The sequence below is a fragment of the Methylibium sp. genome (assembly GCF_013817345.1).
Lineage (GTDB): Bacteria > Pseudomonadota > Gammaproteobacteria > Burkholderiales > Burkholderiaceae_C > Methylibium.
Genome location: NZ_JACDCW010000034.1, coordinates 1 through 23706, shown reverse-complemented (window position 1 = coordinate 23706; position 23706 = coordinate 1). Strand labels below are relative to the sequence as shown.

General features: G+C 68.3%; 23 protein-coding genes. 19 read left to right on the top strand and 4 right to left on the bottom strand.

The genetic code is table 11. The annotated features are described in order from the left end of the window. Positions 1–60 precede the first annotated feature (60 nt). Entirely contained in the window at positions 61–441 is a 381-nt protein-coding gene (locus H0W40_RS08630) for a sensory rhodopsin transducer (protein WP_292445357.1), read from the top strand. Between the two features lie 21 nt (positions 442–462). On the opposite strand, the gene H0W40_RS08625 is transcribed toward H0W40_RS08630, so the two are convergent. Both H0W40_RS08625 and tsaE read right to left on the bottom strand, forming a co-directional pair. Further along, on the bottom strand, positions 463–1806 hold the full coding sequence (locus H0W40_RS08625) for an N-acetylmuramoyl-L-alanine amidase (protein WP_292445356.1): 1344 nt from the start codon (positions 1804–1806) through the stop codon (positions 463–465). Next, a complete protein-coding gene (gene tsaE, locus H0W40_RS08620) occupies positions 1803–2273 on the bottom strand; it encodes a tRNA (adenosine(37)-N6)-threonylcarbamoyltransferase complex ATPase subunit type 1 TsaE (RefSeq protein ID WP_292445355.1) in 471 nt (156 codons plus the stop codon). Before tsaE ends, H0W40_RS08625 begins: the two co-directional genes overlap by 4 nt. Here tsaE and queG point away from each other — a divergent pair. After that, complete coding sequence (gene queG / locus H0W40_RS08615) at positions 2268–3377, top strand: tRNA epoxyqueuosine(34) reductase QueG (protein ID WP_292445353.1); 1110 nt, start codon at positions 2268–2270, stop codon at positions 3375–3377. The genes tsaE and queG overlap by 6 nt on opposite strands. Before the next feature lie 78 nt (positions 3378–3455). Here the strand turns inward: queG and H0W40_RS08610 are convergent, their stop codons facing one another. Further along, positions 3456–4358, bottom strand: coding sequence for an AEC family transporter (locus tag H0W40_RS08610; RefSeq protein WP_292445352.1), 903 nt, complete (start codon positions 4356–4358; stop codon positions 3456–3458). A gap of 66 nt (positions 4359–4424) precedes the next feature. On the opposite strand from H0W40_RS08610, the gene xerD reads away from it, so the two are divergent. The 7 genes from xerD (at position 4425) to H0W40_RS08575 (ending at position 11058) form a co-directional block, all read left to right on the top strand. Continuing rightward, positions 4425–5348: a site-specific tyrosine recombinase XerD gene (gene xerD / locus H0W40_RS08605; RefSeq protein WP_292445351.1), complete on the top strand. Its 924-nt coding sequence runs from the start codon at positions 4425–4427 to the stop codon at positions 5346–5348. A gap of 140 nt (positions 5349–5488) precedes the next feature. Beyond that, positions 5489–6442, top strand: coding sequence for a trypsin-like peptidase domain-containing protein (locus tag H0W40_RS08600; protein ID WP_292445350.1), 954 nt, complete (start codon positions 5489–5491; stop codon positions 6440–6442). A gap of 51 nt (positions 6443–6493) precedes the next feature. Further along, on the top strand, positions 6494–7543 hold the full coding sequence (locus H0W40_RS08595; RefSeq protein ID WP_292445349.1) for a MoxR family ATPase: 1050 nt from the start codon (positions 6494–6496) through the stop codon (positions 7541–7543). Continuing rightward, on the top strand, positions 7540–8496 hold the full coding sequence (locus tag H0W40_RS08590) for a DUF58 domain-containing protein (protein WP_292445347.1): 957 nt from the start codon (positions 7540–7542) through the stop codon (positions 8494–8496). The genes H0W40_RS08595 and H0W40_RS08590 overlap by 4 nt, the downstream gene beginning before the upstream one ends. 5 nt (positions 8497–8501) lie before the next feature. Then, the gene (locus tag H0W40_RS08585; RefSeq protein ID WP_292445374.1) at positions 8502–9557 is read left to right on the top strand and encodes a VWA domain-containing protein; all 1056 of its coding nucleotides are present in this window, start codon (positions 8502–8504) and stop codon (positions 9555–9557) included. Between the two features lie 125 nt (positions 9558–9682). Then, entirely contained in the window at positions 9683–10435 is a 753-nt protein-coding gene (locus H0W40_RS08580; RefSeq protein WP_292445345.1) for a phosphatase PAP2 family protein, read from the top strand. Between the two features lie 23 nt (positions 10436–10458). Further along, complete coding sequence (locus tag H0W40_RS08575) at positions 10459–11058, top strand: MarC family protein (RefSeq protein WP_292445344.1); 600 nt, start codon at positions 10459–10461, stop codon at positions 11056–11058. Here the strand turns inward: H0W40_RS08575 and H0W40_RS08570 are convergent. Beyond that, the gene (locus tag H0W40_RS08570) at positions 11045–11854 is read right to left on the bottom strand and encodes a ferritin-like domain-containing protein (protein ID WP_292445342.1); all 810 of its coding nucleotides are present in this window, start codon (positions 11852–11854) and stop codon (positions 11045–11047) included. The genes H0W40_RS08575 and H0W40_RS08570 overlap by 14 nt on opposite strands. A 192-nt stretch (positions 11855–12046) precedes the next feature. On the opposite strand from H0W40_RS08570, the gene H0W40_RS08565 reads away from it, so the two are divergent. The 10 genes from H0W40_RS08565 to H0W40_RS08520 form a co-directional block, all read left to right on the top strand. Beyond that, entirely contained in the window at positions 12047–13639 is a 1593-nt protein-coding gene (locus tag H0W40_RS08565; RefSeq protein WP_292445373.1) for an ABC transporter substrate-binding protein, read from the top strand. Positions 13640–13667: 28 nt separating this feature from the next. Then, complete coding sequence (locus H0W40_RS08560) at positions 13668–14642, top strand: ABC transporter permease (protein ID WP_292445341.1); 975 nt, start codon at positions 13668–13670, stop codon at positions 14640–14642. Next, positions 14639–15535 carry an ABC transporter permease gene (locus H0W40_RS08555; protein ID WP_292445339.1) on the top strand — a complete coding sequence of 299 codons (897 nt, stop codon included), beginning with the start codon at positions 14639–14641 and terminating at the stop codon, positions 15533–15535. The genes H0W40_RS08560 and H0W40_RS08555 overlap by 4 nt, the downstream gene beginning before the upstream one ends. Beyond that, positions 15535–16539: an ABC transporter ATP-binding protein gene (locus H0W40_RS08550; protein WP_292445337.1), complete on the top strand. Its 1005-nt coding sequence runs from the start codon at positions 15535–15537 to the stop codon at positions 16537–16539. Before H0W40_RS08555 ends, H0W40_RS08550 begins: the two co-directional genes overlap by 1 nt. After that, positions 16536–17570, top strand: coding sequence for an ABC transporter ATP-binding protein (locus tag H0W40_RS08545; protein WP_292445335.1), 1035 nt, complete (start codon positions 16536–16538; stop codon positions 17568–17570). The genes H0W40_RS08550 and H0W40_RS08545 overlap by 4 nt, the downstream gene beginning before the upstream one ends. A 99-nt stretch (positions 17571–17669) precedes the next feature. Continuing rightward, positions 17670–19313: an amidohydrolase gene (locus H0W40_RS08540; RefSeq protein ID WP_292445334.1), complete on the top strand. Its 1644-nt coding sequence runs from the start codon at positions 17670–17672 to the stop codon at positions 19311–19313. 2 nt (positions 19314–19315) lie between these two features. After that, positions 19316–20344, top strand: coding sequence for a GTP-binding protein (locus H0W40_RS08535; protein WP_292445332.1), 1029 nt, complete (start codon positions 19316–19318; stop codon positions 20342–20344). A gap of 119 nt (positions 20345–20463) precedes the next feature. Beyond that, positions 20464–20988, top strand: coding sequence for a gamma carbonic anhydrase family protein (locus H0W40_RS08530; protein ID WP_292445330.1), 525 nt, complete (start codon positions 20464–20466; stop codon positions 20986–20988). Between the two features lie 16 nt (positions 20989–21004). Then, on the top strand, positions 21005–21970 hold the full coding sequence (locus H0W40_RS08525) for an Hsp33 family molecular chaperone HslO (protein WP_292445328.1): 966 nt from the start codon (positions 21005–21007) through the stop codon (positions 21968–21970). 271 nt (positions 21971–22241) lie between these two features. Then, positions 22242–23706: thiamine pyrophosphate-dependent enzyme (locus tag H0W40_RS08520; RefSeq protein WP_292445326.1), on the top strand; the 1465-nt coding region annotated here is incomplete at its 3' end.

Genomic DNA, 23706 nt, shown 5'->3' with positions numbered 1-23706 from the left:
TTCGGCACGTGAGTTGCTGTCCTGAAACGGCGGCATGCCTGCACAACGCAAGGAGAACGCGTGGACAAGACTATCGGCCGCACACGCTGGGCGATCGCCGAAGGCTACATCCCGGGCTGGAGCCATGGGACAGGGCCGGAGATGGCCAGCCACGAAACCGCCTGCCTGCTGAACGCTTCGGATCAGGACGCGCAGGTACGCATCACCGTGTTCTTCACCGACCGGGAGCCGGTCGGGCCTTACCGGGTCACGGTGCCGGCGCGTCGCACCCTGCACGTGCGCTTCGATCAACTGAAGGAGCCCGAACCGATCCCGGTCGCCACCCCGTATGCGAGCGTGATCGAGTCGGACGTGCCGATCGTGGTGCAGCACACGCGGCTCGATTCGCGCCAGGCCGAGCTGGCACTGCTCTCGACCATCGCCTTTGCCGCCGATGGCTGAGACGCAATAAACCGCGCCGGCTTACAAGGCGCGTTGGCGCGCCAGTGGCGGGTTCTTGGCGAAGTAGCGGTTGATGCCGGTGACCAGCGCTTCGACGAGTTGCGCCTGATAGCGCGGGTCGCGCAGCTTCTTCTCCTCGTCCGGGTTGGAGATGAAGGCCGTCTCGACCAGGATCGAGGGCACGTCGGGCGCCTTGAGCACGGCGAAGCCGGCCTGCTCGACCTGCTTCTTGTGCAGCCGGCCGACCTTGCCGATGTGGCCGAGAACTTCGGTGCCGAGCTTGAGGCTGTCGCGGATCTGGGCGCTGGTGCTCATGTCGAGCAGGGCGCGCTTGAGCGCGGCGTCCTCGCTCTTGACGAGGTTGACGCCGCCCACCCTGTCGGCGGCGTTCTCCTTGTTCGCCATCCAGCGCGCTTCGACGCTGGTGGCGCCGCGCTCGCTGAGCACGAACACCGAGGCGCCGCGGGCCTGCGGGCGAATGAAGGCGTCGGCGTGGATCGAGATGAACAGGTCGGCCTGCACGCGCCGCGCCTTGCGCACGCGCTCCTGCAGCGGCACGAAGAAGTCGCCGTCGCGCGTCATCATGGCGCGCATGTTCGGCTGGGCGTTGATGCGCTTGCGCAGCTGCTGCGCGATCTGCAGCACCACGTCTTTCTCGTAGAGGCCGCTCGGGCCGATGGCGCCGGGGTCTTCGCCGCCGTGGCCGGGGTCGAGCGCGACGATGATCAGCCGCGCGGTTGCCTTGGGCTTGGCGCCCGGCTTGCCTGCCGGCGGGGGCGGGGCGGCGGCGACCGGCGGCTCGCCGATCTTGCCGATGAACTCGCCCAGCGCGTCGTTGACCGCCTCCGCCGCGCGCTCGGCCTCGGCGGCGCTCACCGCGTCGGAGCCCTCGGCTGCGGCTTTCTCCTGCATCAGCGCGAGCAGCGGGTCGCGCTCGACGGTCGGGTAGAGATCGAAGACCAGCCGGTGGCGGTAGGCGGCCACCGGCTCCAGGGTGAAGACCTGCGGCTCGCTGGCCTGCTTGAGATCGATGACCAGCCGCACGACGCGCGGCCGGTTCTGGCCGACCCGCACGCTGGCGATGAAGGGGTCGCCGTCCTCGACCTGCCCGACCAGCTCTCGCAGGGTCGGGCTCAGCTCGAGGCCATCGACGTCGATTACGACGCGCTGCGGATTGCCGATCAGGAAGTGGGTGGCGGCCAGCGCCGTGTCGGACTCGAGCGTAACGCGGGTGTAGTCGGACGCCGGCCAGACGCGCACGGCGAGGATCGTGGCGCCGAAGGCGATGTCGCGCGCGCCCAGCAACAGCACGAGCGCACCGGCCTGACGGATGAGCTCGCGGCGCTGCAGACCGCGCGCGGTCATCGCAGCAGCTCCAGGCCGCGCTCGGTGTAGGCAGACAGTTGCACGGCGCGTTGGTCGTCTTCGAGCGGCACGAGTTCCATGCGCAGATCGGGAACCGGCAAAGTTTCACCGGCGTTCTGCGGCCATTCGACAAGCTTCAAGCCGGGGCCGGCGAAGATGTCACGAAAGCCGGCGTCTTCCCACTCGCGCTCGTCGGTGAAGCGGTAGAAGTCGAAGTGCCAGGCTGCACCGCGAGTCAGTTCGTAGGGCTCGACCACCGCATAGCTCGGGCTCTTGATGCGCCCGCTGGCGCCGAGGGCGCGCAGCAGATGCCGGGCGAAAGTGGTCTTGCCGGCGCCGAGCGGGCCTTGCAGTTCGATGAAGGCATCGCGCAGCGCTTCGCGTTCGGCCATGGCCTGCGCGCGGGCGGCGCAAGCGGCCTCGTCGGGCCAGTGTTCGCTGCGGGTTTCTAGAATCGGTGGATGCATCGAGCGCCGGTGGTCCTGGAGCGAGCAGCCGATCGAGAGGCTGTGCCGGACGACGTGTGGGTCGAGTTGCGCCGGGCGGCGCGCGAGCTCGGATTCTCACAGATCGGTGTGGCCGATGTCGATCTGGCGAGCGCCGAGCCGGGCTTGTTGGCGTGGTTGCAACAGGGCTTGCACGGCAGCATGCTTTACATGGAGCGCCATGGCCTCAAGCGGGCGCGCCCGGCCGAACTGGTGCCGGGCACCGTGCGCGTGATCACGGCGCGCATGGACTACTTGCCTCGCGCAACGGGCGAAGGCTGGCAGGCAATCGAATTCGAACGGCTGCGCCAACCGACCGATGCGACGGTTTCGCTCTATGCACGCGGCCGCGACTATCACAAGGTGATGCGCGCGCGGCTGCAGAAACTGGCTGATGGCCTGGCCGAGCGTATCGGTCCTTTCGGTCACCGCGTGTTCACCGATTCCGCGCCGGTGCTCGAAGTGGAGCTGGCGTCGAGAAGCGGCCTGGGCTGGCGTGGCAAGCACACGCTGGCTTTGTCGCGCGAGGCGGGTTCGATGTTCTTTCTCGGCGAGATATATGTCGACCTCGCCTTGCCGCTCACAGCGCCGAGCGAGGCGCATTGCGGCACTTGCCGCGCGTGCATCGACGTGTGCCCGACGCAGGCCATCGTCAGTGAGCGCCGTCTCGATGCGCGGCGCTGCATCTCCTACCTGACCATCGAGCACGACGGCCCGATCCCCGAAGAATTCCGCGCGCCGATCGGCAACCGCATCTACGGCTGCGACGATTGCCAGCTCGTGTGCCCCTGGAACAAGTACGCGCAGCGCGCGAGCCTGCCCGACTTCGACACACGCGACGCCTTCGATGCACCCTCGCTGCTGCAACTGTGGGCCTGGAACGAAGACGATTTCCTGCGCCGCACCGAGGGCAGCGCAATCCGCCGCATCGGCTTCGAGCGCTGGCGGCGCAATCTGGCGGTGGCGCTCGGCAATGCCTGGCGCGAGACGGGCGATGCTTCTTTCGCGCACGCGCTGGGCCAAGCGCGCGAGGCGGCCAGCGCGCTGGTGCGCGAGCACATCGACTGGGCGCTGGCGCAGCGCTGAGCGCGCCCGGCGCACTCACAACGGCCAGAGCGCGCCTGTCCTCGAGTTCGCCGGTGTGTTAGCGGGAGCTCGCAAGTCTCAGCCGGCCCACAGCCTCACGGCGATCCACGCCGGCAGCGTGAGCATGCCCAGCAGGGTCGAGACCGTCACCAGCCCGGCCACGAAGGGACCGTTGCCGCCCATGCGTGCGGCCAGTACGTAGCAGCTCGACGCCGTGGGCATGGCCGCGAACGCCACCAGCATGGTGAGCTGCAAGGCCGGCAGCGCCATCGCCAGGCCGATGGCCAGTGCCGATGCGGGCAGCACGGCGTGGCGCAAGGCGAGCAGCGCTGCAGCCAGCGATGGCGAGGCCTTGAGGCCGCCGAGCTGCAGGCCGGCGCCCACCGCCATCAGGCCGAGGGGCAGCGCCGCCTGCCCGATGCGCTGCATGGTCGTGCCGACCGGCTCAGGAAACGTGAGACCGGCCAGGTTGGCGAGCAGGCCGGCCAGCGTGCTGACGATGAGCGGGTTGCGCAGCAGCTCGCGCCCGAGGTGGTGGCCGCCGTGGCGGGCCAGGGGCAGAACGGCGCCCGCATTGCACAGCGGCACGCAAACGGCCACCAGCAAGGCCATCTGCGCCACGCCGGCCGCGCCGCCCAGGCGCTCGGCCATGGCCAGCGCGATGTAGGAGTTGAAGCGGAACGCCACCTGCGCGCCCGACGCGTGCAGCAGCGGGTCGGCGCCGCGCCAGTATTTCAGGCCGTAAGCCAGCACGATGCCGACCGTGACGGTGGCCAGGCCCGCACCTCCCAGCGCCGCCGCCTCGGCCGGGTCGAGCGGGTTGCGCACGATGGAGTCGAACAGCAGCACCGGGAACAGCAGGTGGTAGACCAGCTTCTCTGTCGATTCCCAGATCGGCCGATTGAGCACGGTGTAGCGGCAAACGAGAAAGCCGACCACGATGAGCAGGAAGTCGGGCAAAAGGAGCAGTACATCGCGCATGCGCTGAGGTTACCGGGCGCGATGGGCCCGTGCAGCCGGGCCTTCAGGCGCAGGCACACTCTTGCCGTGACCGATGCTCCGCCCTTGCCGTCGCTGCCTGCACAGAGTGCCGCGGCGATCGACCGCTTTCTCGATGGCCTGTGGACGTCGGACGGCCTCTCGGCCAACACCCTGGCCGCCTACCGCCGCGACCTGACGCTCTACGCGCGCTGGCTCCACAGTGCCACCGGCAAGCCGATCGACGCCAGCACAGAAGTCGATCTGCGCAGCTACGCGCTGGCGCGCCACGCCGGCACGCGGGCGACCAGCGCGAACCGCCGGCTAACGGTCTTCAAGCGCTATTTCCGCTGGGCGCTGCGCGAGAGCCGGCTGAGCGCCGATCCAACCCTCAAGCTGCTGGCCGCCCGACAGCCGCTGCGCGTGCCGGGAACGCTCAGCGAGGCTCAGGTCGAAGCGCTGCTCGCGGCACCCGACGTGCAAACGCCGCTCGGCTTGCGCGACCGCGCCATGCTCGAGCTGATGTACGCCAGCGGCCTGCGCGTGAGCGAGTTGGTCACGCTCAAGACGGTGCACGTCGGCCTGGCCGAAGGCGCCCTGCGAGTGATGGGCAAGGGCGCGAAGGAGCGGCTGCTGCCTTTCGGTGAGGAAGCGCACGGCTGGATCACGCGCTACCTGCTGGAGGCGCGTGCTGCCATCCTTTCAGGCCAGGCCAGCGACGCGCTGTTCGCCACCGCACGCGGCGGCGCGATGACGCGGCAGGCCTTCTGGTTGATCGTGAAGAAGAACGCGCGCGCTGCCGGCATTGCGGTGGCACTGTCGCCGCACACCCTGCGCCACGCCTTCGCGACCCACCTGCTGAACCACGGCGCGGACCTGCGCTCCGTGCAGATGCTGCTCGGCCACGCGGACATTTCCACGACGCAGATTTACACGCACGTGGCGCGCGAACGGCTGAAACTTCTTCACGCTCAGCATCATCCGAGGGGATAGCAGGCCGGTTCAAGCGCGCGGTGCTCCCTCGCCGCCCTGAATATCCCGCCCGGCGTTCTCCTGGCCCGCCGCGTGCTACTGTTTTCCCTGCGCGCCGCGCTCGGGTTGATGAACGCGGCTCCGCTCAACCGGGAGCACCGATGAAGAAGGCCACTCTCTACAGTCGATCGCCCCGCACGCAAGCGCGTCGCGCCCCGGCTTCCGCTGCGGCGCCGGTGTTCTCCGATGCGGCGCCGGCCGGTTCGCAGGCAAGCCTCAACGAGCGCGCGAAAAGGCCCCCCGGCCGTGTGCGACGTGCGCTGGTGCGCCACCCCCGCAGCAGCTTCTTCGCTGCGGGACTGTGCGCTGCGCTGATCGGCGTGGTGCTGCAGGCCGCCTTGCTGCCGCCCGCTGCGCAGCGGCTGACGCAGGACGACGTCGATGCAGCCGTGCTGCACACCTTGGAGACGCAGGCATTGCCCTCGCGGCCGGCGCGTGCTGCCGCCGCGGTGATGCCCTCGGTCGTGCGGGTGCGCACCGGTGCGCCCCAGGAACGCCGCCCGCTCGACGAACCGGGCCACGGCGGCACCGGCACCGGCGTGGTGATCGTCGAGGACGGCACCATCCTGACCAGCTTGCACGTGGTGGCTGGCGCCGAGCGCATCACCGTCACCTTTTTCGACGGCTCCGAGTCGGACGCGGTGCTCATGGGCGTGCGCCCGGAGAGCGATCTCGCCGTGCTGCGCGCGCGCCGCTTGCCCGACGACGTACGGCCCGCCACCCTGCGCCCCGCCGCCAGTCTGATGCCTGGAGACGAGGTGGTGGCGATCGGTTTTCCCTTCGGCATCGGACCGAGCGTTTCGTCGGGCGTGGTGTCGGGGCTGGGTCGCCAGCACCGCGCCGAGGACGAACGGCCGCTGCTGTCCAACCTGATCCAGTTCGACGCGGCCGTGAATCCGGGCAATTCCGGCGGGCCGCTGATCACCATGGACGGCCAGGTGGTCGGCATCGTGGCGGCGATCCTCAATCCGACCGACCAGTCCTTCTTCGTCGGCATCGGATTGGCCGTGCCGATAGAGGACGCCGCCGCCGCCGTGGGTGTGCCACCGGCCTGACGACCGCCCGTTTTTCCGCTTTCATTTCCGATCCGCTACGAGGACCACCGCATGCCCGCCTACGAACTCCGTCCCGACGATGTCGCCGCGCAGATGCAGCGCGTGCTCTACGAAGTGAAGAAGGTGGTGGTCGGCCAGGATCAATTCCTCGAACGCGTACTGATCGCCATGCTGGCGCAAGGCCACCTGCTGGTCGAGGGCGTGCCGGGACTGGCCAAGACGCAGACGGTCAAGACGCTGGCGCTGGTGCTGCGGGGCCAGTTCAAGCGCATCCAGTTCACGCCTGATCTGGTGCCGGCGGACCTGATCGGCACACGCATCTTCAATCAGAAGACGGGCGAGTTCTCGACCTCGCTCGGGCCGGTGTTCACCAACCTGTTGCTGGCCGACGAGATCAACCGGGCGCCGGCCAAGGTGCAGAGCGCGCTGCTCGAGGTGATGCAGGAGCGTCAGGTCACCATTGCCGGCGAGACGCACCGCGTGGCCCAGCCTTTCCTGGTGATGGCCACGCAGAACCCGATCGAGACCGAAGGCACCTATCCCTTGCCCGAGGCGCAGGTCGACCGTTTCATGATGAAGGTGGTGGTCGGCTACCCGAGCGAGGAGGAGGAGTTCGTGATCGTCGAGCGTGTCATCGGCGAATGGCCCGACGTTGCGCCGGTGCTCGGCGCCGACGAACTGGCGGGGCTGCAAAGAGCGTGTCGGCGCAGCTTCGTCGAACCGTCGCTGATTCAGTACGCCGTGAAGCTGGTCGCCGCCACCCGCAAGCCCGCCCAGCACGGCCTGGCCGAGCTGGCGCCGCAGATCGCCTTCGGCGGCAGCCCGCGCGCCAGCATCCACCTGATCGAGGGCGCGCGCGCCCTGGCGCTGCTGCGCGGGCGCGATTACGTGCTGCCCGAAGACGTGAGCGAGCTGGTGCCCGACGTGCTGCGCCACCGGCTGGTGCTGTCCTACCAGGCGCTGGCCGAAGGCGTGAGCGCCGACGACCTGATCGCCACGCTCTTGCGCAAGATCCGCCCGCCCGCAACGCCGCTGGCGTCGCGCGGGTCGTTCGCCGCGCCGACCTCGGCCGGCAACGGTGCTTCGGTGCCCCTGCAATGAACAGCGCCGCGCTGGGCCTGCCCGACGCCGAGCGGCTGCTGCTGCGGCTGGAGTGGCGCGTGCTCAGGCGCCTGGACGGCGCACTGCACGGTGACTACCGGGGTTTGCTGCTCGGCGTAGGCGACGATCTTGCCGACCTGCGCGAATACCAGACCCACGACGACGTGCGCCACATCGACTGGAACGTCACCGCCCGGCTGCAGACGCCCTATGTCCGCGAGTACCACGAGGACCGCGACCTCACGGCCTGGTTCCTGGTCGATCTGAGCCCCTCTTCGGACATCGGTGCACGGGCCAGCCGCGGTGCGGTGGCGCTCGATTTCGTCGCGCTGATGGCGCGGCTGCTCACGCGCCGTGGCAACCGCGTGGGGGCGCTGCGTTATCGGCGGCATGTCGACGCGGTGGTGCCGGCCGGCAGCGGCCGGCGGCATTTGCTGCGGCTGATCCATGCGCTGTCGCAGCCTGCAGCCGCGCCGGCCAAGAAAGCGAAGGCCGCGCCTGTCGGCGGTACCCGCCTGCATGAACTGCTGGACGCCGCCCATCCGCTGCTCAAGCGCCGTGCGCAGGTTTTCGTGATCTCCGACTTCCTGAGCGAGCCCGGCTGGGAGCGGCCGTTGGCTCGACTGGCGCAGCGCCACGAGGTGCTGGCCGTGCGCCTGACCGACCCGCTCGACGACGAAGTGCCTGATCTCGGTCTGGTGCTGATGGGCGATGCGGAGAGCGGCGAGCAAATCGTGGTCGACACGCATGATCGCGGCTTCCGGGCTCGTCACGCCAAGGCCGTGGAGCGGCGCGAGCAGGCGCTGCAGGAAGCACTGGCGAGCGCAGGCGTCGACACCTTCGAACTATCGACGGAGGACGACTTGGCGGAGGCTCTGACCCATTTCGTGCAGTTGCGCCGGCGTGTCGCCCAGCGCCGCGGCGGGGCGGCCGGTGCGGGAGCCGCCTCATGAACCTCATCACTTTCCAGTGGCCGGAGTTGCTGTGGGGGTTGCTCGCGCTGCCCTTGCTTGCCGTGCTGTACGTCTGGCTGCTGCGCCGGCGCAAACGCGTCGTTTTGCGTTACGCGAGCCTGGCCATGGTCAAGGAGGCAGGGCAGGGCGCGGCATGGCGGCGCCATGTGCCGCCGGTGCTTTTCCTGTTGGCTCTGGCGGCGCTGCTGATCGCCCTTGCGCGGCCGCAGGCGGTCATGAGTCTGCCCTCGCAACAGCAGACGGTGATCCTGGCGATCGACGTGTCCGGCAGCATGCGCGCCGACGACGTGCTGCCCACGCGGCTGGAAGCGGCCCAGGCGGCAGCGCGAACTTTCGTTGCCGATCAGCCTGCCAACACGCGCATCGGCGTCGTCGCCTTCGCGGCCACTGCGCAACTCGTGCAGCCGCCCACGCGCAACCGCGAAGACGTGGTCGCGGCGATCGACCGCTTCCAGCTCCAGCGCGGCACCGGCATCGGCAATGGCCTGGTGGTGTCGCTGGCCACGCTGTTTCCGGAGATCGGCCTGGACATGGAGGCCTTGCAGGGCGCCCGCTCGGGCAGCAGCCGCTCACGCGCCTTGCCGATGTTGCCGCGCGAGACGGAGAACAACGGCCTCGCCGGCGTCGAGCCGGTGCCGCCGGGCTCTTACGACGAGGCGGTGATCATTCTGCTCACCGACGGCCAGCGCACCACCGGCCCCGATCCGTTGGCGGTCGCCAAGCTGGCAGCCGACCGGGGCGTGCGCGTGTACACCGTGGGCATCGGCACCAAGGAAGGGACGACCATCCACTTCGAGGGCTGGTCGGTACACGTCAAACTCGACGAGGACACGCTCAAGTCGATTGCCTCCCTGACGCATGGCGAATACTTTCAGGCCGGCACCGCCACGGATCTGAAGAAGGTCTACGAGACGCTGAATTCGCGCATCGTCCTGGAGACCCGGCAGACCGAAGTCACCGCACTCGTCGTGGCCGGGGCGCTGGTGCTGCTGCTGCTTTCGGCGGGCTTGTCGGTGTTGTGGTTCCACCGCGTGCTGTAGGCATACTGGCGCTGGCAAAAGCATTCGGCGTGCGCTGCAGCGGCATACCGCCGGGGGTGCTTCGCAGCGGGTGCGAGTCCGCAGCGGTGTTTGAGCGCGGTCTTGCGCTTCGCTTAAGCTGAGTCATGGATATCAGCGATTCGAGGCGGCCCATCGGCGCCTGGCACCGCCAACTCGGCCCACGCATTCGCACGCTGTGGTTTGCCAAGATGGCCGGCACGACACTCGGCATCACCGCGTTCTTCGTCGCCTATTTCTGGGTGCTGCAGCATCCTTTCTTTGCGGTCACCACCATGCCGCTGATCGCGCTGGACCGGTGGGTGGCGTTTCGGCCCGAAGCTTTCGTTCTCTACGTGTCGCTCTGGGTCTACGTTTCACTGGGGCCGGCGTTGCTCAAGGACAGACGTGAAGTCATTTCCTATGGCCTGGCAGCTGGCACGCTCAGCTTGGCGGGACTGAGCATCTTCGTTCTCTGGCCGACCGCGGTGCCGGACTTCGCGCTCGACTGGTCCGCCCATCCCTCGCTCGCTTTCCTGAAGACCGTCGATGTGGCCGGCAACGCCTGCCCGTCGCTGCACGTCGCGTTCGCCGTTTTCACCGCACTGTGGCTGGAGCGAATACTGCGCGAGACGGGTGAGCGGGGCGTCGTGCGCGGGGTCAACGCTCTGTGGTGCCTGGGCATCGTTTATTCCACGCTGGCGATCCGTCAGCACGTTGCGCTGGACGCGCTGGCCGGCGCGGCGCTGGGTGGTGCCTTCGCACTGCTCCACATGGTCCTCCTGGACCAGGCGGTGCGTCGTGCCGGTGCGCGTACCGACGCAGCGCTTTCGGCAGGCGATCCGGTGGCGCCGGGGGTCGAGCCAGCGCTGCCGCACTGAGGGAAAGGAGCAGGGATCCGCCCATGGACCACAGCTTCGTCTCCGCCCTGGTGCTGCTGCTGCTCGTGCTCGACCCGTTCGGCAGCATTCCCATCTTCATTTCGGTGCTCAAGGGCGTGGCGCCGGAGCGGCGCAACTGGGTGGCGATGCGCGAGGCGCTCATCGCGCTGGGTGTGCTGCTCGGCTTCATGGTGTCGGGCCGGGGTTTTCTAGACCTGATGCACCTGTCGGAGCGGTCGCTCGAGGTGGCGGGCGGCGTGATCCTGTTGATCATTGCGATCCGCATGATCTTCACCTCGGGCTCGCAGATCTATGCCTCCGAAGGCGGTGCGCGCGAGCCTTTCATCTTTCCGCTCGCTGTGCCGCTGCTGGCCGGGCCTTCGGCCATGGCCACGGTGCTGCTGCTCGCCTCGCGCCAGCCTGGGCAGATGGTCGAATGGGTGGGCGCGGTGACGGTGGCGCTGTCGGTCTGCGCGGCGGTCATGCTCTCGGCCGAGCGCATTCGCCGGCTGCTGGGCCATTCGATGGTGTCCGCGATCGAAAAACTGATGGGGCTGGTGCTGACCGCCATCGCGGTCGAGATGATCCTGGCCGGGCTCAAGCGCTATTTCATGAGCCCGTGAGCTGCGCCAACTCCTGCGCCGTGAACCCGGCGGCCTCGCGCGCCGTCAGGTTGAACGGCGGCCTCGGCTTCGGCGCTTCGTAGCGCTCGGCCAGTTGCGGATAGAGCGCAACCGGGTCGAGTCCGTCGCGCTCGCACAGAAAGCGGTACCAGCGGTTGCCGATCGCCACATGGCCGATCTCGTCGCGCAGGATCACGCCGAGGATCTCCACCGCGCGCGCATCGCCGGCCTGCGCGAACTTCTTCTGCAGCGGCGGCGTCGCGTCCAGTCCGCGCGCCTCCAGCGTGCGCGGCACCAGCGCCATGCGCGCGAGCGGGTCGTGCGCCGTCTTTGCCGTCATCGCCCACAGGCCGTCGTGGGCTGCGAAGTCGCCGTAGTCGCAGCCCAGGCTCAGCAGGTGCTCGCGCAGCATCGTGAAGTGCAGTGCCTCTTCGCCCGCCACCTGCAGCCAGTCGCGGTAGTACGCCGCTGGCAGGCCGGCGAAGCGCCAGATGGCGTCGAGCGCCAAGTTGATGGCGTTGAACTCGATGTGGGCAATGGCGTGCAGCAGCGCCGCACGGCCCTCGCGCGTGCCTCGTGAGCGCTGCGGCACCTGCAGCGCCGGCACCAGCAGTGGTCGTGCCGGGCGCCCCGGCAGCGGCGCGCTCGGCTCGAGGACGGTTCGGGTATCCAGTGCGAGTGCGTCGCGGTCGGCGAAAAGCGTCCGCGTAGCCGCCGCCTTGGCGGCAGCATCGTCCTTCTGCAGCAGCGCCAGTGCTGCCTTGCGCAGTTCGGGTCGGGGCAGGGTGGCCGGCATGCTGAAAATTATCGGTCGGTCGAAGAAGCGCTGTCCGCCGGTCGCCGCTCACCCGTTCGGCCCGGTGAAAACCCTCGGCACTTGGCCCCATCGAAAGACCGCGCGTGGCTCTATGGCCGACGCTCGGGCATGTGTACCTTTCGATGCATCCGGAGCGCGCTCCGCCTTTGTTCTCCTTGGAGAAACCCGATGCTGAATTCCCCGACCTCGAGACGACGCGCCCTGGCTTCGCTGATCGTTTCGGCGTGCGCCTTGACGCTGGCCCTGCCGGCAGCCGCGCAGGAGCCCAAGCGCGGCGGCACGCTCGTCGTCGGCACCACGCAGACGCCGCGCCACCTCAACGGCGCGGTGCAGTCGGGCATCGCCACCGCGATGCCGGGCACGCAACTGTTCGCCAGCCCGCTGCGCTTCGACGACCAGTGGAATGCGCAGCCCTATCTGGCCGAGACATGGAAGCTCGCGGACGACGGCAAGTCGCTGACCCTGAACCTGCGCAAGGGCGCGGTGTTCCATGACGGCAAGCCGATCACGTCGGAGGACGTCGCGTTCTCCATCATGGCGATCAAGGCCAATCATCCCTTCTCCACCATGATGGGGCCGGTCGAGAAGGTCGAGACGCCCGACGCCCATACCGCGATCATCCGAATGAGCGCGCCGCACCCGGCCATCGTGCTGGCGATGTCGCCGGCGCTGTGCCCGATCCTGCCCAAGCACATCTACGGCGACGGGCAGGACCTGAAGAACCACCCGCGCAATTCCGCCAACGTCGTCGGCTCGGGGCCCTTCAAGCTGGTCGAGTTTTCGCCCGGGCAGCGCGTCGTCATGGAGCGCTTCGACAAGTTCTTCCTGCCAGGCAAGCCCTACCTCGACAAGGTGGTGATGAGCATCACCCCCGACGCGGCCAGCCTGATGCTCGGCCTCGAGCGCGGCGACGTCCACATGCTCCCGTTCGTATCGGTCCCCACCGACCTGCGCCGGCTGAAGGACAACCCGCAGGTGACGCTGACGCCGCGCGGCTATGAGGGCATCGGGCCGATGAACTGGCTCGCCTTCAATCTGGAGAGAAAGCCGCTGTCGGACATCAAGGTGCGCAAGGCGATCGCCATGGCGATCGACACCAAGTTCGTCACCAAGGCGCTGATGGCGGGCTTCGCCACCCCGGCGGCGGGCCCGATCGTCGCCAGCAGCCCTTTCGCGACGAACGACCTGGTGCGCTATCCGGTCGACCTGAAGAAGGCCGCACAGATGCTCGACGCCGCCGGCTACAAGGCCGACTCCGGTGGCGAGCGCTTCAAGCTCACGATCGATTACCTGCCCGGGGTGGACGACCAGCAAAAGCTGGTGGCCGAGTACACGCGCGCGCAACTGAAGAAGATCGGCATTGCTGTCGAGGTTCGCGCGTCCGCCGATTTCCCCGCGTGGGCCAAGCGCATGGCCACGCACGAGTTCGACATGTCGATGGACTTCGTCTTCAACTGGGGCGATCCGGTCATCGGCGTGCACCGCACCTACCTCTCGACCAACATCAAGCCGATCGTCTGGACCAACACGCAGTCCTACAGCAACCCGAAGGTCGATGAACTGCTGAACACCGCCGGCAGCCTGCTCGACGTCGAGAAGCGCAAGGTTCACTACGCGGAGTTCCAGAAGATCGTCACCGACGAGCTGCCGATCGTTTTCGTCAACGTGGTGCCGTACCACACCGTGGCGGGCAAGAAGGTCGGCAACGTGCCCGTGTCGATCTGGGGGCCGATGTCGCCGTACGACGAGGTCTACCTGAAGTAGGCGCGGGTCCCTTGCGCAAGAGCCTGCCATGAAAGCCGCGCGCTTCGCGTTGACGCACCTGCTGCAGGGCCTGGCCCTGGTGCTGGCGGTGGTGGTGCTCAACTTCGTGCTGGTGCATGCGGCGCCGGGCGATCCGGTGGAGACCATCGCCGGCGCCAGCGGCGGCATGTCGGAGGAGCTGAAGGCGCAATTGCGCACCCAGTACGGGCTCGACAAGCCGCTGCCGGTGCAGCTCGGCGTGTACCTCGGCAAGGTCGTGCAAGGCGATCTCGGCTATTCGTACTTCTTCAACCTGCCGGTGGCCGGCCTCATCGCCGAGCGGGTGCCGGCGACCTTGCTGCTGGTGCTCAGCGCCGTGCTCGGCGCCTTCGTCATCGGCACCACGCTCGGCGTGCTGTCCTCGCGCAAGCCCAACGGCTGGCTGTCGCAGCTGATCACCGTGCTGGCGCTGATCGGCTTCGCCGCGCCGGTGTTCTGGATGGGCATGATGCTGATCATCCTGTTTGCGTCGGTGCTGCCGATCTTTCCCGTCGCCGGCATGCGCTCGGTCGCATCGACGGCCGACGGCCTGGCCGGCGCGCTCGATGTGCTGCACCACCTGGTGCTGCCGGCGCTGTCGCTTGCGCTGGTCTACCTGGCCCAGTACAGCCGCCTGGCGCGCGCGTCGATGCTCGACGTTCTGGGCTCGGACTTCATCCGCACCGCGCGTGCCAAGGGCCTGGCCGATCGCGTCGTGCTCTACAAGCACGCGCTGCGCAACGCCGTGCTGCCGGTCGTGACCATGCTCGGCCTGCAGTTCGGCAACGTGCTGGCCGGCGCGATCCTCGTCGAGACCGTCTTCAACTGGCCGGGCCTGGGCCGGCTCGCATTCGAGTCGGTGCTGCGGCGCGACTACCCGACGATCCTGGGCGTGCTGCTCTTCTCGTCCATCGTCGTGATCGTGATGAACCTGCTCACCGACCTGTGCTACCGGCTCATCGACCCGAGGATCAAGACCGCATGAACACCGCAGCGGTGATCGTTGAGCGGCCCGCCGCGGCAGCAGCGCCCGTCGCGCAGGGCCCGTGGGCGGAGGCGCTGCGCATGTTCGCGCGCAACCCGTCGTCCATCGTCGGCAGCGCGCTGTTGCTGTTCGTCCTGCTGGTCGCCATCGCGGGGCCGTGGATCTATCCGGCCGATCCGTTCGAGATCGTCGCCGCGCCGATGACGCCGCCGCTCTCCGAGGAGGCCTGGCTCGGCACCGACTACATCGGCCGCGACGTGCTGACCACGCTGATCTACGGCGGCCGCGCCACGCTGCTGGTCGGCGGCGTGGCGGCGCTGCTGTCCGTCGTCATCGGCATCACGCTCGGTGCGCTGGCAGGCTTTTACGGCGGCCGTGTCGACAACCTGCTGATGCGCGTCACCGAGTTCTTCCAGGTCTTGCCGGCATTGCTGTTCGCCATGGTGCTGGTGACGCTGTTCGGGCCGACCCTCGTGACCATCACGCTGGCGATCGGCGTCGTCAGCTGGACCGGCACCGCGCGCCTGACACGCGCCGAGTTCATGAAGGTGCGCGGGCTCGAATTCGTGCGCGCCGAGCGGGCCATCGGTGCCGGCAACGCGCGCCTGATCTGGAAGGTGATCCTGCCCAACGCGCTGCCGCCCCTGGTAGTGTCGGCAACGCTGGCGGTCGGCGCGGCCATCCTGTTCGAGGCCGGGCTGTCGTTTCTCGGCCTGGGCGACCCAAACCAGATGAGCTGGGGCCTGATGATCGGCTCGAGCCGGCAGTACATCCTCTCGAGCTGGTGGGCGGTTGCCTTCCCCGGTGCGGCGATCTTCGTCACCGTGCTCGCGGTCAGCCTGATCGGCGACGGGCTCAACGACGCGTTGAACCCGAAGCTGAGGGAGCGCTGATGAGTGCACCGCTTCTGGAAGTCGAGGACCTGCGCGTCGAGTTCCGCACGCGGCGCGGCGCGGCGATGGTGCTCAACGGCGTCGATTTCCACATCGATCCCGGCGAAACGCTGTGCGTGGTCGGCGAGTCGGGTTGCGGCAAGAGCATGACCGCGCTGGCGCTGCTGCGCCTGATCCCGTCGCCGCCGGGGCGCATCAACAGCGGGCAGGTGCGGTTCCAGGGCGAGGACCTCGTGCAGGCGAGCGAGGCGCGCATGCGCGAGGTGCGGGGCAACCGCATCTCGATGATCTTCCAAGAGCCGATGACCTCGCTGAATCCGGTGTTCACGATCGGCGATCAGATCGGCGAGTCCTTGCGGCTGCATGCGGGACTCGATGCGAAAGCGGCGCACCAGGGTTCGATCGAGATGCTTCGGCAGGTCGGCATTCCGGCGCCTGAGCGGCGCGTGGACGAGTACCCGCACCAGATGTCGGGCGGCATGCGCCAGCGCGTGATGATCGCCATGGCGCTCGCCTGCCGGCCCGACATCCTGATCGCCGACGAGCCGACGACCGCACTCGACGTCACGGTGCAGGCGCAGATCTTCGACCTGCTGCGCGCACTGCAGCACGACAAGGGCACTGCGATCCTGTTGATCACGCACGACATGGGCGCTGTCGCCGAGATGGCCGACCGCGTGATGGTGATGTACGCCGGGCGCGTGATCGAGCAGGGCACCGCCGAGCAGGTGCTCCGGCAGCCGGGCCATCCGTACACCCAGGGCTTGATCGAATGCCTGCCCGAACTCGGCAGCAGCCAGCAGGCCGAGCGGCCCGAGCTGATCGAGATTGCCGGTGTGGTGCCGTCGATCTGGGAATTGGGCAGCGGTTGCGCGTTTCGCGAGCGCTGTCCTCATGCCATGGAGCGCTGCGCGCGCGAGGTGCCGCCGATGATCGGGGTGGGCGGCAACGGCCACACGGCGGCCTGCTGGTTGTTGGCCGAACCGGAAAGGAACGTGGCATGAGCAGCACGACAGCCGCGACGCCCTTGCTGTCTGTCCAGGATCTGAAGGTTCATTTCCCGCGCGCGAAGAAGGGCTGGTTCAAGCCGCCCGAAGTCGTCAAGGCGGTCGACGGTGTGTCGTTCACGATTCCCAAGGGCAGCACGCTCGCGGTGGTCGGGGAATCGGGCTCCGGCAAGACGACCACCGCGCTGGCGGTGATGCGGCTCATTCCGGCCACCGGGGGCACGATGCGGCTCGGCAACACCGACCTCGGTGCGCTCGGCGCAGAGGCGCTGCGCCAGGTGCGGCGTCGCATGCAGTTCATCTTCCAGGATCCGTTCTCCTCGCTCAATCCGCGCCAGCGCGCCGGCGACGCGGTGCGCACGCCGCTCGACCTGATGGCGGTCGGCACGGCAGCGCAAAGGGTCGAGCGGGTGGCCGAGCTGTTCACCGCGGTCGGCCTGAGGCCGGAGCAGCAGCGGCTTTTCCCGCATCAGTTCTCCGGCGGCCAACGGCAGCGCATCAACATCGCACGCGCGCTCGCCACGCAGCCGGAGCTGGTGATCTGCGACGAGCCGGTGTCGGCGCTCGACGTCGCGATCCGCGCGCAGATCCTCAACCTGCTGGTGCGGCTGCAGCGCGAGCTCGGCCTGACCTACTTGTTCATCTCGCATGACATGGCGGTCGTCGAGCACATCTGCGACGAGATCGCGGTGATGTACCTCGGTCAGATCGTCGAGCGCGCCCCGCGCCGCGAGTTCTTCGCCAATCCTCTGCATCCCTACAGCGTGGCGCTGATGTCGGCGGTGCCGACGGTCAAGGGCGGACGCACCCGTGCGGCGCAGCGCATTAAGTTGAGCGGCGATCCGCCGAGCCCCATCGATCCGCCAGCGGGCTGTCGTTTCGCCGGCCGCTGCCCCGCCGCTGAGCCGGCCTGCGTCGCCGAACCGCCGCCGTTGCGCGAACTCTCGCCCGGCCACTGGGTCGCTTGTCGCCGCATCGACATGGCGGGCGGCACGCCGATCCCGATCATCCGCATGCAATCGGCCTGACGCGAATCGCTGCAGCGCCTCGCCCACGCAAGCTGCATGCTGTCCGGACGACTCCTGCTGCATGCTGGCGCGACCAGACCTTCTTCATCACGAAACACCATGAGCACGACCGTATTTCAGGCCCGCAAGATCATCACGATGAACCCGATGCAGCCCAAGGCGACCCATGTCGCGGTGCGCGACGGCAAGGTGCTTGCGGTGGGTGACCTGGAGCGCATGCGCGAGTGGGGCGACTTCAGCCTCGACACGCGTTTCTCGGAGCAGGTGCTGATGCCCGGCCTGGTCGAGGGGCACTCGCATCTGATGGCGGGCGGCCTGTGGCAGTTTCCGTTCGTCGGTTTCCACGCCCGCACGGCGCCGGACGGCAAGGTGTGGCCGGGCTGCGGCAGCTTCGAGGACGTGGTGCAGCGGCTCGCCGACATCGAGGCCACGCTGAGCGATCCGAAGCAGCCGCTGGTCGCCTGGGGCTTCGATCCGATCTTCCTCGGCAGCGAGCGCATGACGGTGCGGCATCTCGACCGGGTTTCGACAGCAAGGCCGGTCGTGATCCTGCATGCGAGCCAGCACCTGATGAACGTCAACTCGGCCGCGCTGGCGCAAGCCGGCATCACGCGCGATACCGAGGTGGAGGGCGTGGTGAAGTCGGGCAATGGCGAGCCGACCGGCGAGTTGCTGGAATTCGCCGCGATGTTTCCGATCTCGCGGCTGATCGGCAACATCTTTCGCATCACCGCCACCAGCGAACCCGGGCTCCGCAAGTTCGGCCAGATCGCGCAGCTCGCCGGCGTGACCACCGCCACCGACCTCGTCAACGACCTGGCGGACGAGAGCGCCGAGCTGCTGCAACGCATCACGGCCGAAGACGACTATCCGGTGCGCATCGTGCCGGCCTATGTGAGCCTGGACGGCAGCGTGTCGCGCGAGGCCGGCGCGGCGCGCGTGCGCGAGCGGATGGCGCGCAACACCGACAAGCTGCATTTCGGGGCGATCAAGATCGTCGTCGACGGTTCGATCCAGGGCTTCACGGCACGCGTGCGCTGGCCCGGCTACTTCAACGGGCACGAGAACGGCATCTGGATCGGATCGCCCGCGGAGTTGACTGCAGCCATCGAATACTTCCATGCCGAGGGACTGCAACTGCACATTCACACCAACGGCGACGAGGCCACCGAGCTCGCGATCGACGCCGTCGAAGCGGCGCTGCGCAAGCACCCGCGCGCCGACCACCGCCACACGCTGCAGCATTGCCAGATGGCCGACGCCGCGCAGTTCCGGCGCATGGCGCGGCTCGGCATGTGCGTGAACCTGTTCGCCAACCACCTGTACTACTGGGGCGACGCGCACTACGCGCTGACCATGGGCCCCGATCGCGCGTGCCGCATGGATGCGTGCGCCACCGCGTTGGCGAACGGCGTGCCGCTGGCCATCCATTCCGATGCGCCGATCACGCCGCTCGGCCCGCTGTTCACCGCCTGGTGCGCCGCCAACCGGCTGACTTCGTCCGGACGCGTGCTCGGCAAGAGCGAATGCATCAGCGTGGCCGATGCGCTGTACGCCATCACGATGGGTGCGGCGTTCACGCTCGGCCTCGACGGGCGCATCGGCTCGATCGAAGTCGGCAAGTTCGCCGACTTCTGCGTGCTGGACGACGATCCGCACGGCGTTGCGGCGAGCGCGCTCAAGGACGTTCGAGTGGCCGGCACGGTGCTCGGCGGGCGTGTGTTGCCGCTGCCGGGCCGCTGAGCGTGGACGCGTCTCGGCCGCGGTTGCCGCTGACTGTCATCGGCGGCTTTCTGGGCGCCGGCAAGACGACCCTGCTCAATCGCTGGTTGCGCGACGCCGGCGGCCGTCGGCTGGCGGTGCTGGTCAATGACTTCGGTGCGCTCAACATCGACGTCGATCTGATCGCCGCCAGCGCCGGCGACACGATCGCGCTGACCAATGGTTGCGTCTGCTGCTCCATCGGCGACGACCTGACGACCGCGCTGATCGGCGTGCTCGAATCGACGCCGCCCTTCGACGCGGTGATCATCGAGGCCAGCGGCGTTTCCGACCCCTGGCGGATCGCCCAGGTAGGCCTGGCCGATCCGGGCCTCACGCTCGACGGCGTGATCGTCGTGCTCGATGCCAGTGCGGCGCTGGAGCAGGCGCTCGATCCACTGCTTGCCGATTCGCTCGAGCGGCAGCTGAGATCGGCGGACCTGATCGTCGTCAACAAGACCGATCTGATCTATGTGGCCGAACTTGCACGCGTGCGCGAGTGGGTCGCGTCGGTGGCCGGCGCGGCGCCGGTGTTCGAGACGGCGAATGCGGAGGTGCCGCTGCCGGTGCTCACCGGCGCCGCGCTGTTGCCGCCGCAGGACCGGCACCGCGACGGGCTTGCCGCCTGTGATGTAGCGCCTCACGAGCACGGCGGTGATGCGCAGGACGAGCAGCCGCATGACCACGGCGCCTTGTTCGATACCTGGTCGTGCCGGCCCGCCCAGAGCTTGTCGGCCGCGGCCTTGCGTGCGTGGCTGCGCGACATGCCGGCGGGTGTGTTGCGTCTGAAAGGATGGGTTCACACCGACGAATTCGAGTGGGCCGAGATCCAGTTCGCAGGTCGCCGCGGCTCCTTGCGCAAGGCCTTCGAGCGCCCCGCGAGCGGCGTGGGTGTCGTCGCGATCGGCCTTCGTGGCCGTCTTCCCGCAGCGCTACTCGAGGGTGTTTTCGATCCAGCCCGGCCGGCAGTCAGCGGCCAAGCTGCGTCCGAGTACATGTCGCCGAGAGGCTGACGGGCGGCCCCGCCCTCGGCGGCGGCGGCCAACTGCAGCAGGCCAGTGCGGCTTTGCGGGGATCGGCTCGGGACCAGGCGGTCGGTCTCCGTAAAATCGTCGCTTTGCCGGAGTGGCGCATGGCCTTGTTCCAGATCGACGGGCGCTCACCGCAAGTGCATGAGCGCGCGTACGTCGCCGAGAGCGCCGAGCTGATCGGCGCGGTGACGCTCGCCGAAGGTGCCAGCGTGTGGTCGCAAGCCACCTTGCGCGGCGACAACGAGCCGATCACCATCGGCCGCAACTCCAACGTGCAGGAGGGCAGCGTGCTGCACACCGATCCCGGCTACCCGCTGGTCGTGGGCGAGGGTGTCACCGTCGGCCACCAGACCATGCTGCACGGCTGCACCATCGGCGACGGGGCGTTGATCGGCATTCAGGCGGTGGTGCTCAACGGCGCGAAGATCGGCCGCAATTGCCTGGTCGGCGCCGGCGCGCTGGTCACCGAGGGCAAGGAGTTCGCCGAAGGCATGCTGATCCTGGGCAGCCCGGCCAAGGCGGTGCGCCCGCTGGGCGAGGCCGACCTTGCGCGCATGCGGCAGGCAACGCAGAGCTACATAGAGCGGGCGCAGCACTACAAGACCGCGTTGAAGCGCATCGATTGAACTCCATCTGAGACCGATGAGCGAACTCCACAAATTCATCTTCGAGGGCCTGCCGGTGCGCGGCATGCTGGTGCGCCTGACTGGCGCCTGGACCGAGCTGCTGCAGCGTCGCGAGAAGGCCGGCGGCTATCCCGAGCCGGTGCGCGACCTGCTCGGCGAAATGGCCGCGGCCGGCGTGCTGATGCAGGCCAACATCAAGTTCGACGGCGCACTGGTGCTGCAGATCCAGGGCGACGGGCCGGTGCGGCTGGCGGTCGCCGAAGTGCAGCCCGATCTGGCATTGCGCGCCACTGCCACGGTGACCGGGGAGGTGGCGCAGGGCGCCGGGCTCGAAGCGCTGGTGAACGTGGGCGGGCAGGGCCGCTGCGCGATCACGCTCGATCCGAACGACAAGCAGCCCGGCCAGCAGCCCTACCAAGGCGTCGTCGGCCTTCACGGAGACCTGCGCGAGCCGCTCCAGCAGCTCTCCGAGGTGCTGGAGCACTACATGCTGCAGTCCGAGCAGCTCGACACCAAGCTCGTGCTCGCCGCCGATGGCCAGGTCGCGGCCGGTCTGCTGATCCAGCGCCTGCCGGTCGAAGGCAGCGGCAACCTCGGCGCGAAGAACGAGGACGGCATCGGCCTGAGCGAGGACTACCGGCGCGTCGCGCTTCTCGCCGGCACGCTGACCCGCGAGGAGCTGCTCACGCTTCCCGCTGACAAGCTGCTGCACCGCTTGTTCTGGGAAGAAACGCTGCGCCGTTTTCCCCCGCTCGAGGGCGCGCATGGCCCGCGCTTCGAGTGCCGCTGTTCGCGCCAGCGCGTCGCGCACATGCTGCGCAGCCTGGGCCGCGAGGAGATCGACGGGCTGATCGAAGAGCGTGGTACGGCGGAAGTGGGCTGCGAGTTCTGCGGGGCGCAGTACCGCTTCGACGCGGTGGACGTCGGCGAGGTCTTCACATCGCCACGCGACCAGCCGCCGGCGCCGAGTGCGGTGCACTGAGCCGCAGACAACGGCATCCGCACGGGCCTGGCTGCCCCGCGCGGGAACGGCAACGGCCAGGAAATCCGGGCTGCGAGGCGTATCGATCGGCGCTTGGCGCCTTTCGCGAACAGGTCCCGGTGCTACAGTCACCCCCGCAATTCGGTCCTTCCCGTCCCCTTTTCTGGTTCAGTCGAACAAGCAAAGGCGGGTCGCAATCCGCCAACCGGTTCAGCCGTGTCGCGGAAGGTTTTTTCATAACCAGCCAACGCCTCGCAGACCGGGGTGAAAGGTGAGCGAAATGATGCAGCACCACCGCTCGAACTCGTACCTGTTCGGGGGCAACGCGCCCTATGTCGAAGAGTTGTACGAGGCCTATCTGGACAATCCGGGCTCCGTGCCCGAGAACTGGCGTTCCTACTTCGACGCCCTCCAGAACGTTCCCGCGGGTGATGGCTCCGAGGCCCGCGATGTGGCCCACGCCCCGGTCATCGAATCCTTCGCACAGCGCGCCAAGGCGAACGCCTTCGCGGTGAAGGCGAGCGCCGCCGAACTGGCGGTCGCGCGCAAGCAGGTTCACGTGCAGTCGCTGATTGCGGCCTACCGGTCGTTGGGCGCGCGCTGGGCCGACCTCGATCCGCTCAAGCGCGCCGAACGGCCGAAGATCCCCGAACTCGAGCCGGTGTTCTACGACCTGACCGAGTCCGACATGGACATCACGTTCAGCGCCACGAACACCTACTTCACCACGGCCGAGCAGCAGACGCTGCGCGAGATCGTGCAGGCGCTGCGCGAAACCTACTGCGGCACGATCGGTGCGGAGTTCATGCACATCACCGAGCCGGGCGAGAAGCGCTGGTGGCAGGAGCGCCTGGAGCGCATCCGCTCCAAACCCAGCTTCAGCGCGGACGAGAAGACGCACATCCTCGAGCGCCTCACCGCAGCCGAAGGCCTTGAGCGCTTCCTGCATACCAAGTACGTCGGCCAGAAGCGCTTCTCGCTCGAAGGCAGCGAGAGCTTCATCTGCTCGATGGACGAACTGCTGCAGCGCGGCGGCGAGCTCGGCGTGCAGGAGATCGTCATCGGCATGGCGCACCGCGGCCGGCTCAATGTGCTGGTGAACACCTTGCGCAAGGCGCCGAAGGATCTGTTCAGCGAGTTCGACCACACCGCCAAGGAAGACCTGCCGTCCGGCGACGTGAAGTACCACCAGGGCTTCTCGAGCGACGTCACCACCCGCGGCGGCCCGATCCACCTGAGCCTGGCCTTCAATCCTTCGCACCTGGAGATCGTCAACCCGGTGGTCGAAGGCTCGGTCAAGGCGCGCCTTGACCGCCGCGGCGACGCCGAAGGCGACACCGTGTTGCCGGTGCTCGTGCACGGCGACGCCGCGTTCGCCGGCCAGGGCGTGGTGATGGAAACGCTGGCGCTGGCACAGACGCGCGGCTACTACACCGGCGGCACGGTGCACATCGTCATCAACAACCAGATCGGCTTCACCACTAGCGATCCGCGCGACTCGCGTTCCACGCTGTATTGCACCGACGTGGTCAAGATGATCGAGGCGCCCGTGCTGCACGTGAACGGCGACGACCCCGAAGCAGTCGTGTTGTGCACGCAGCTCGCGCTCGACTACCGCCAGGAGTTCAACAAGGACGTGGTGGTCGACATCATCTGCTTCCGCAAGCTGGGTCACAACGAGCAGGACACGCCCTCGATGACCCAGCCGCTGATGTACAAGAAGATCGCGGCGCATG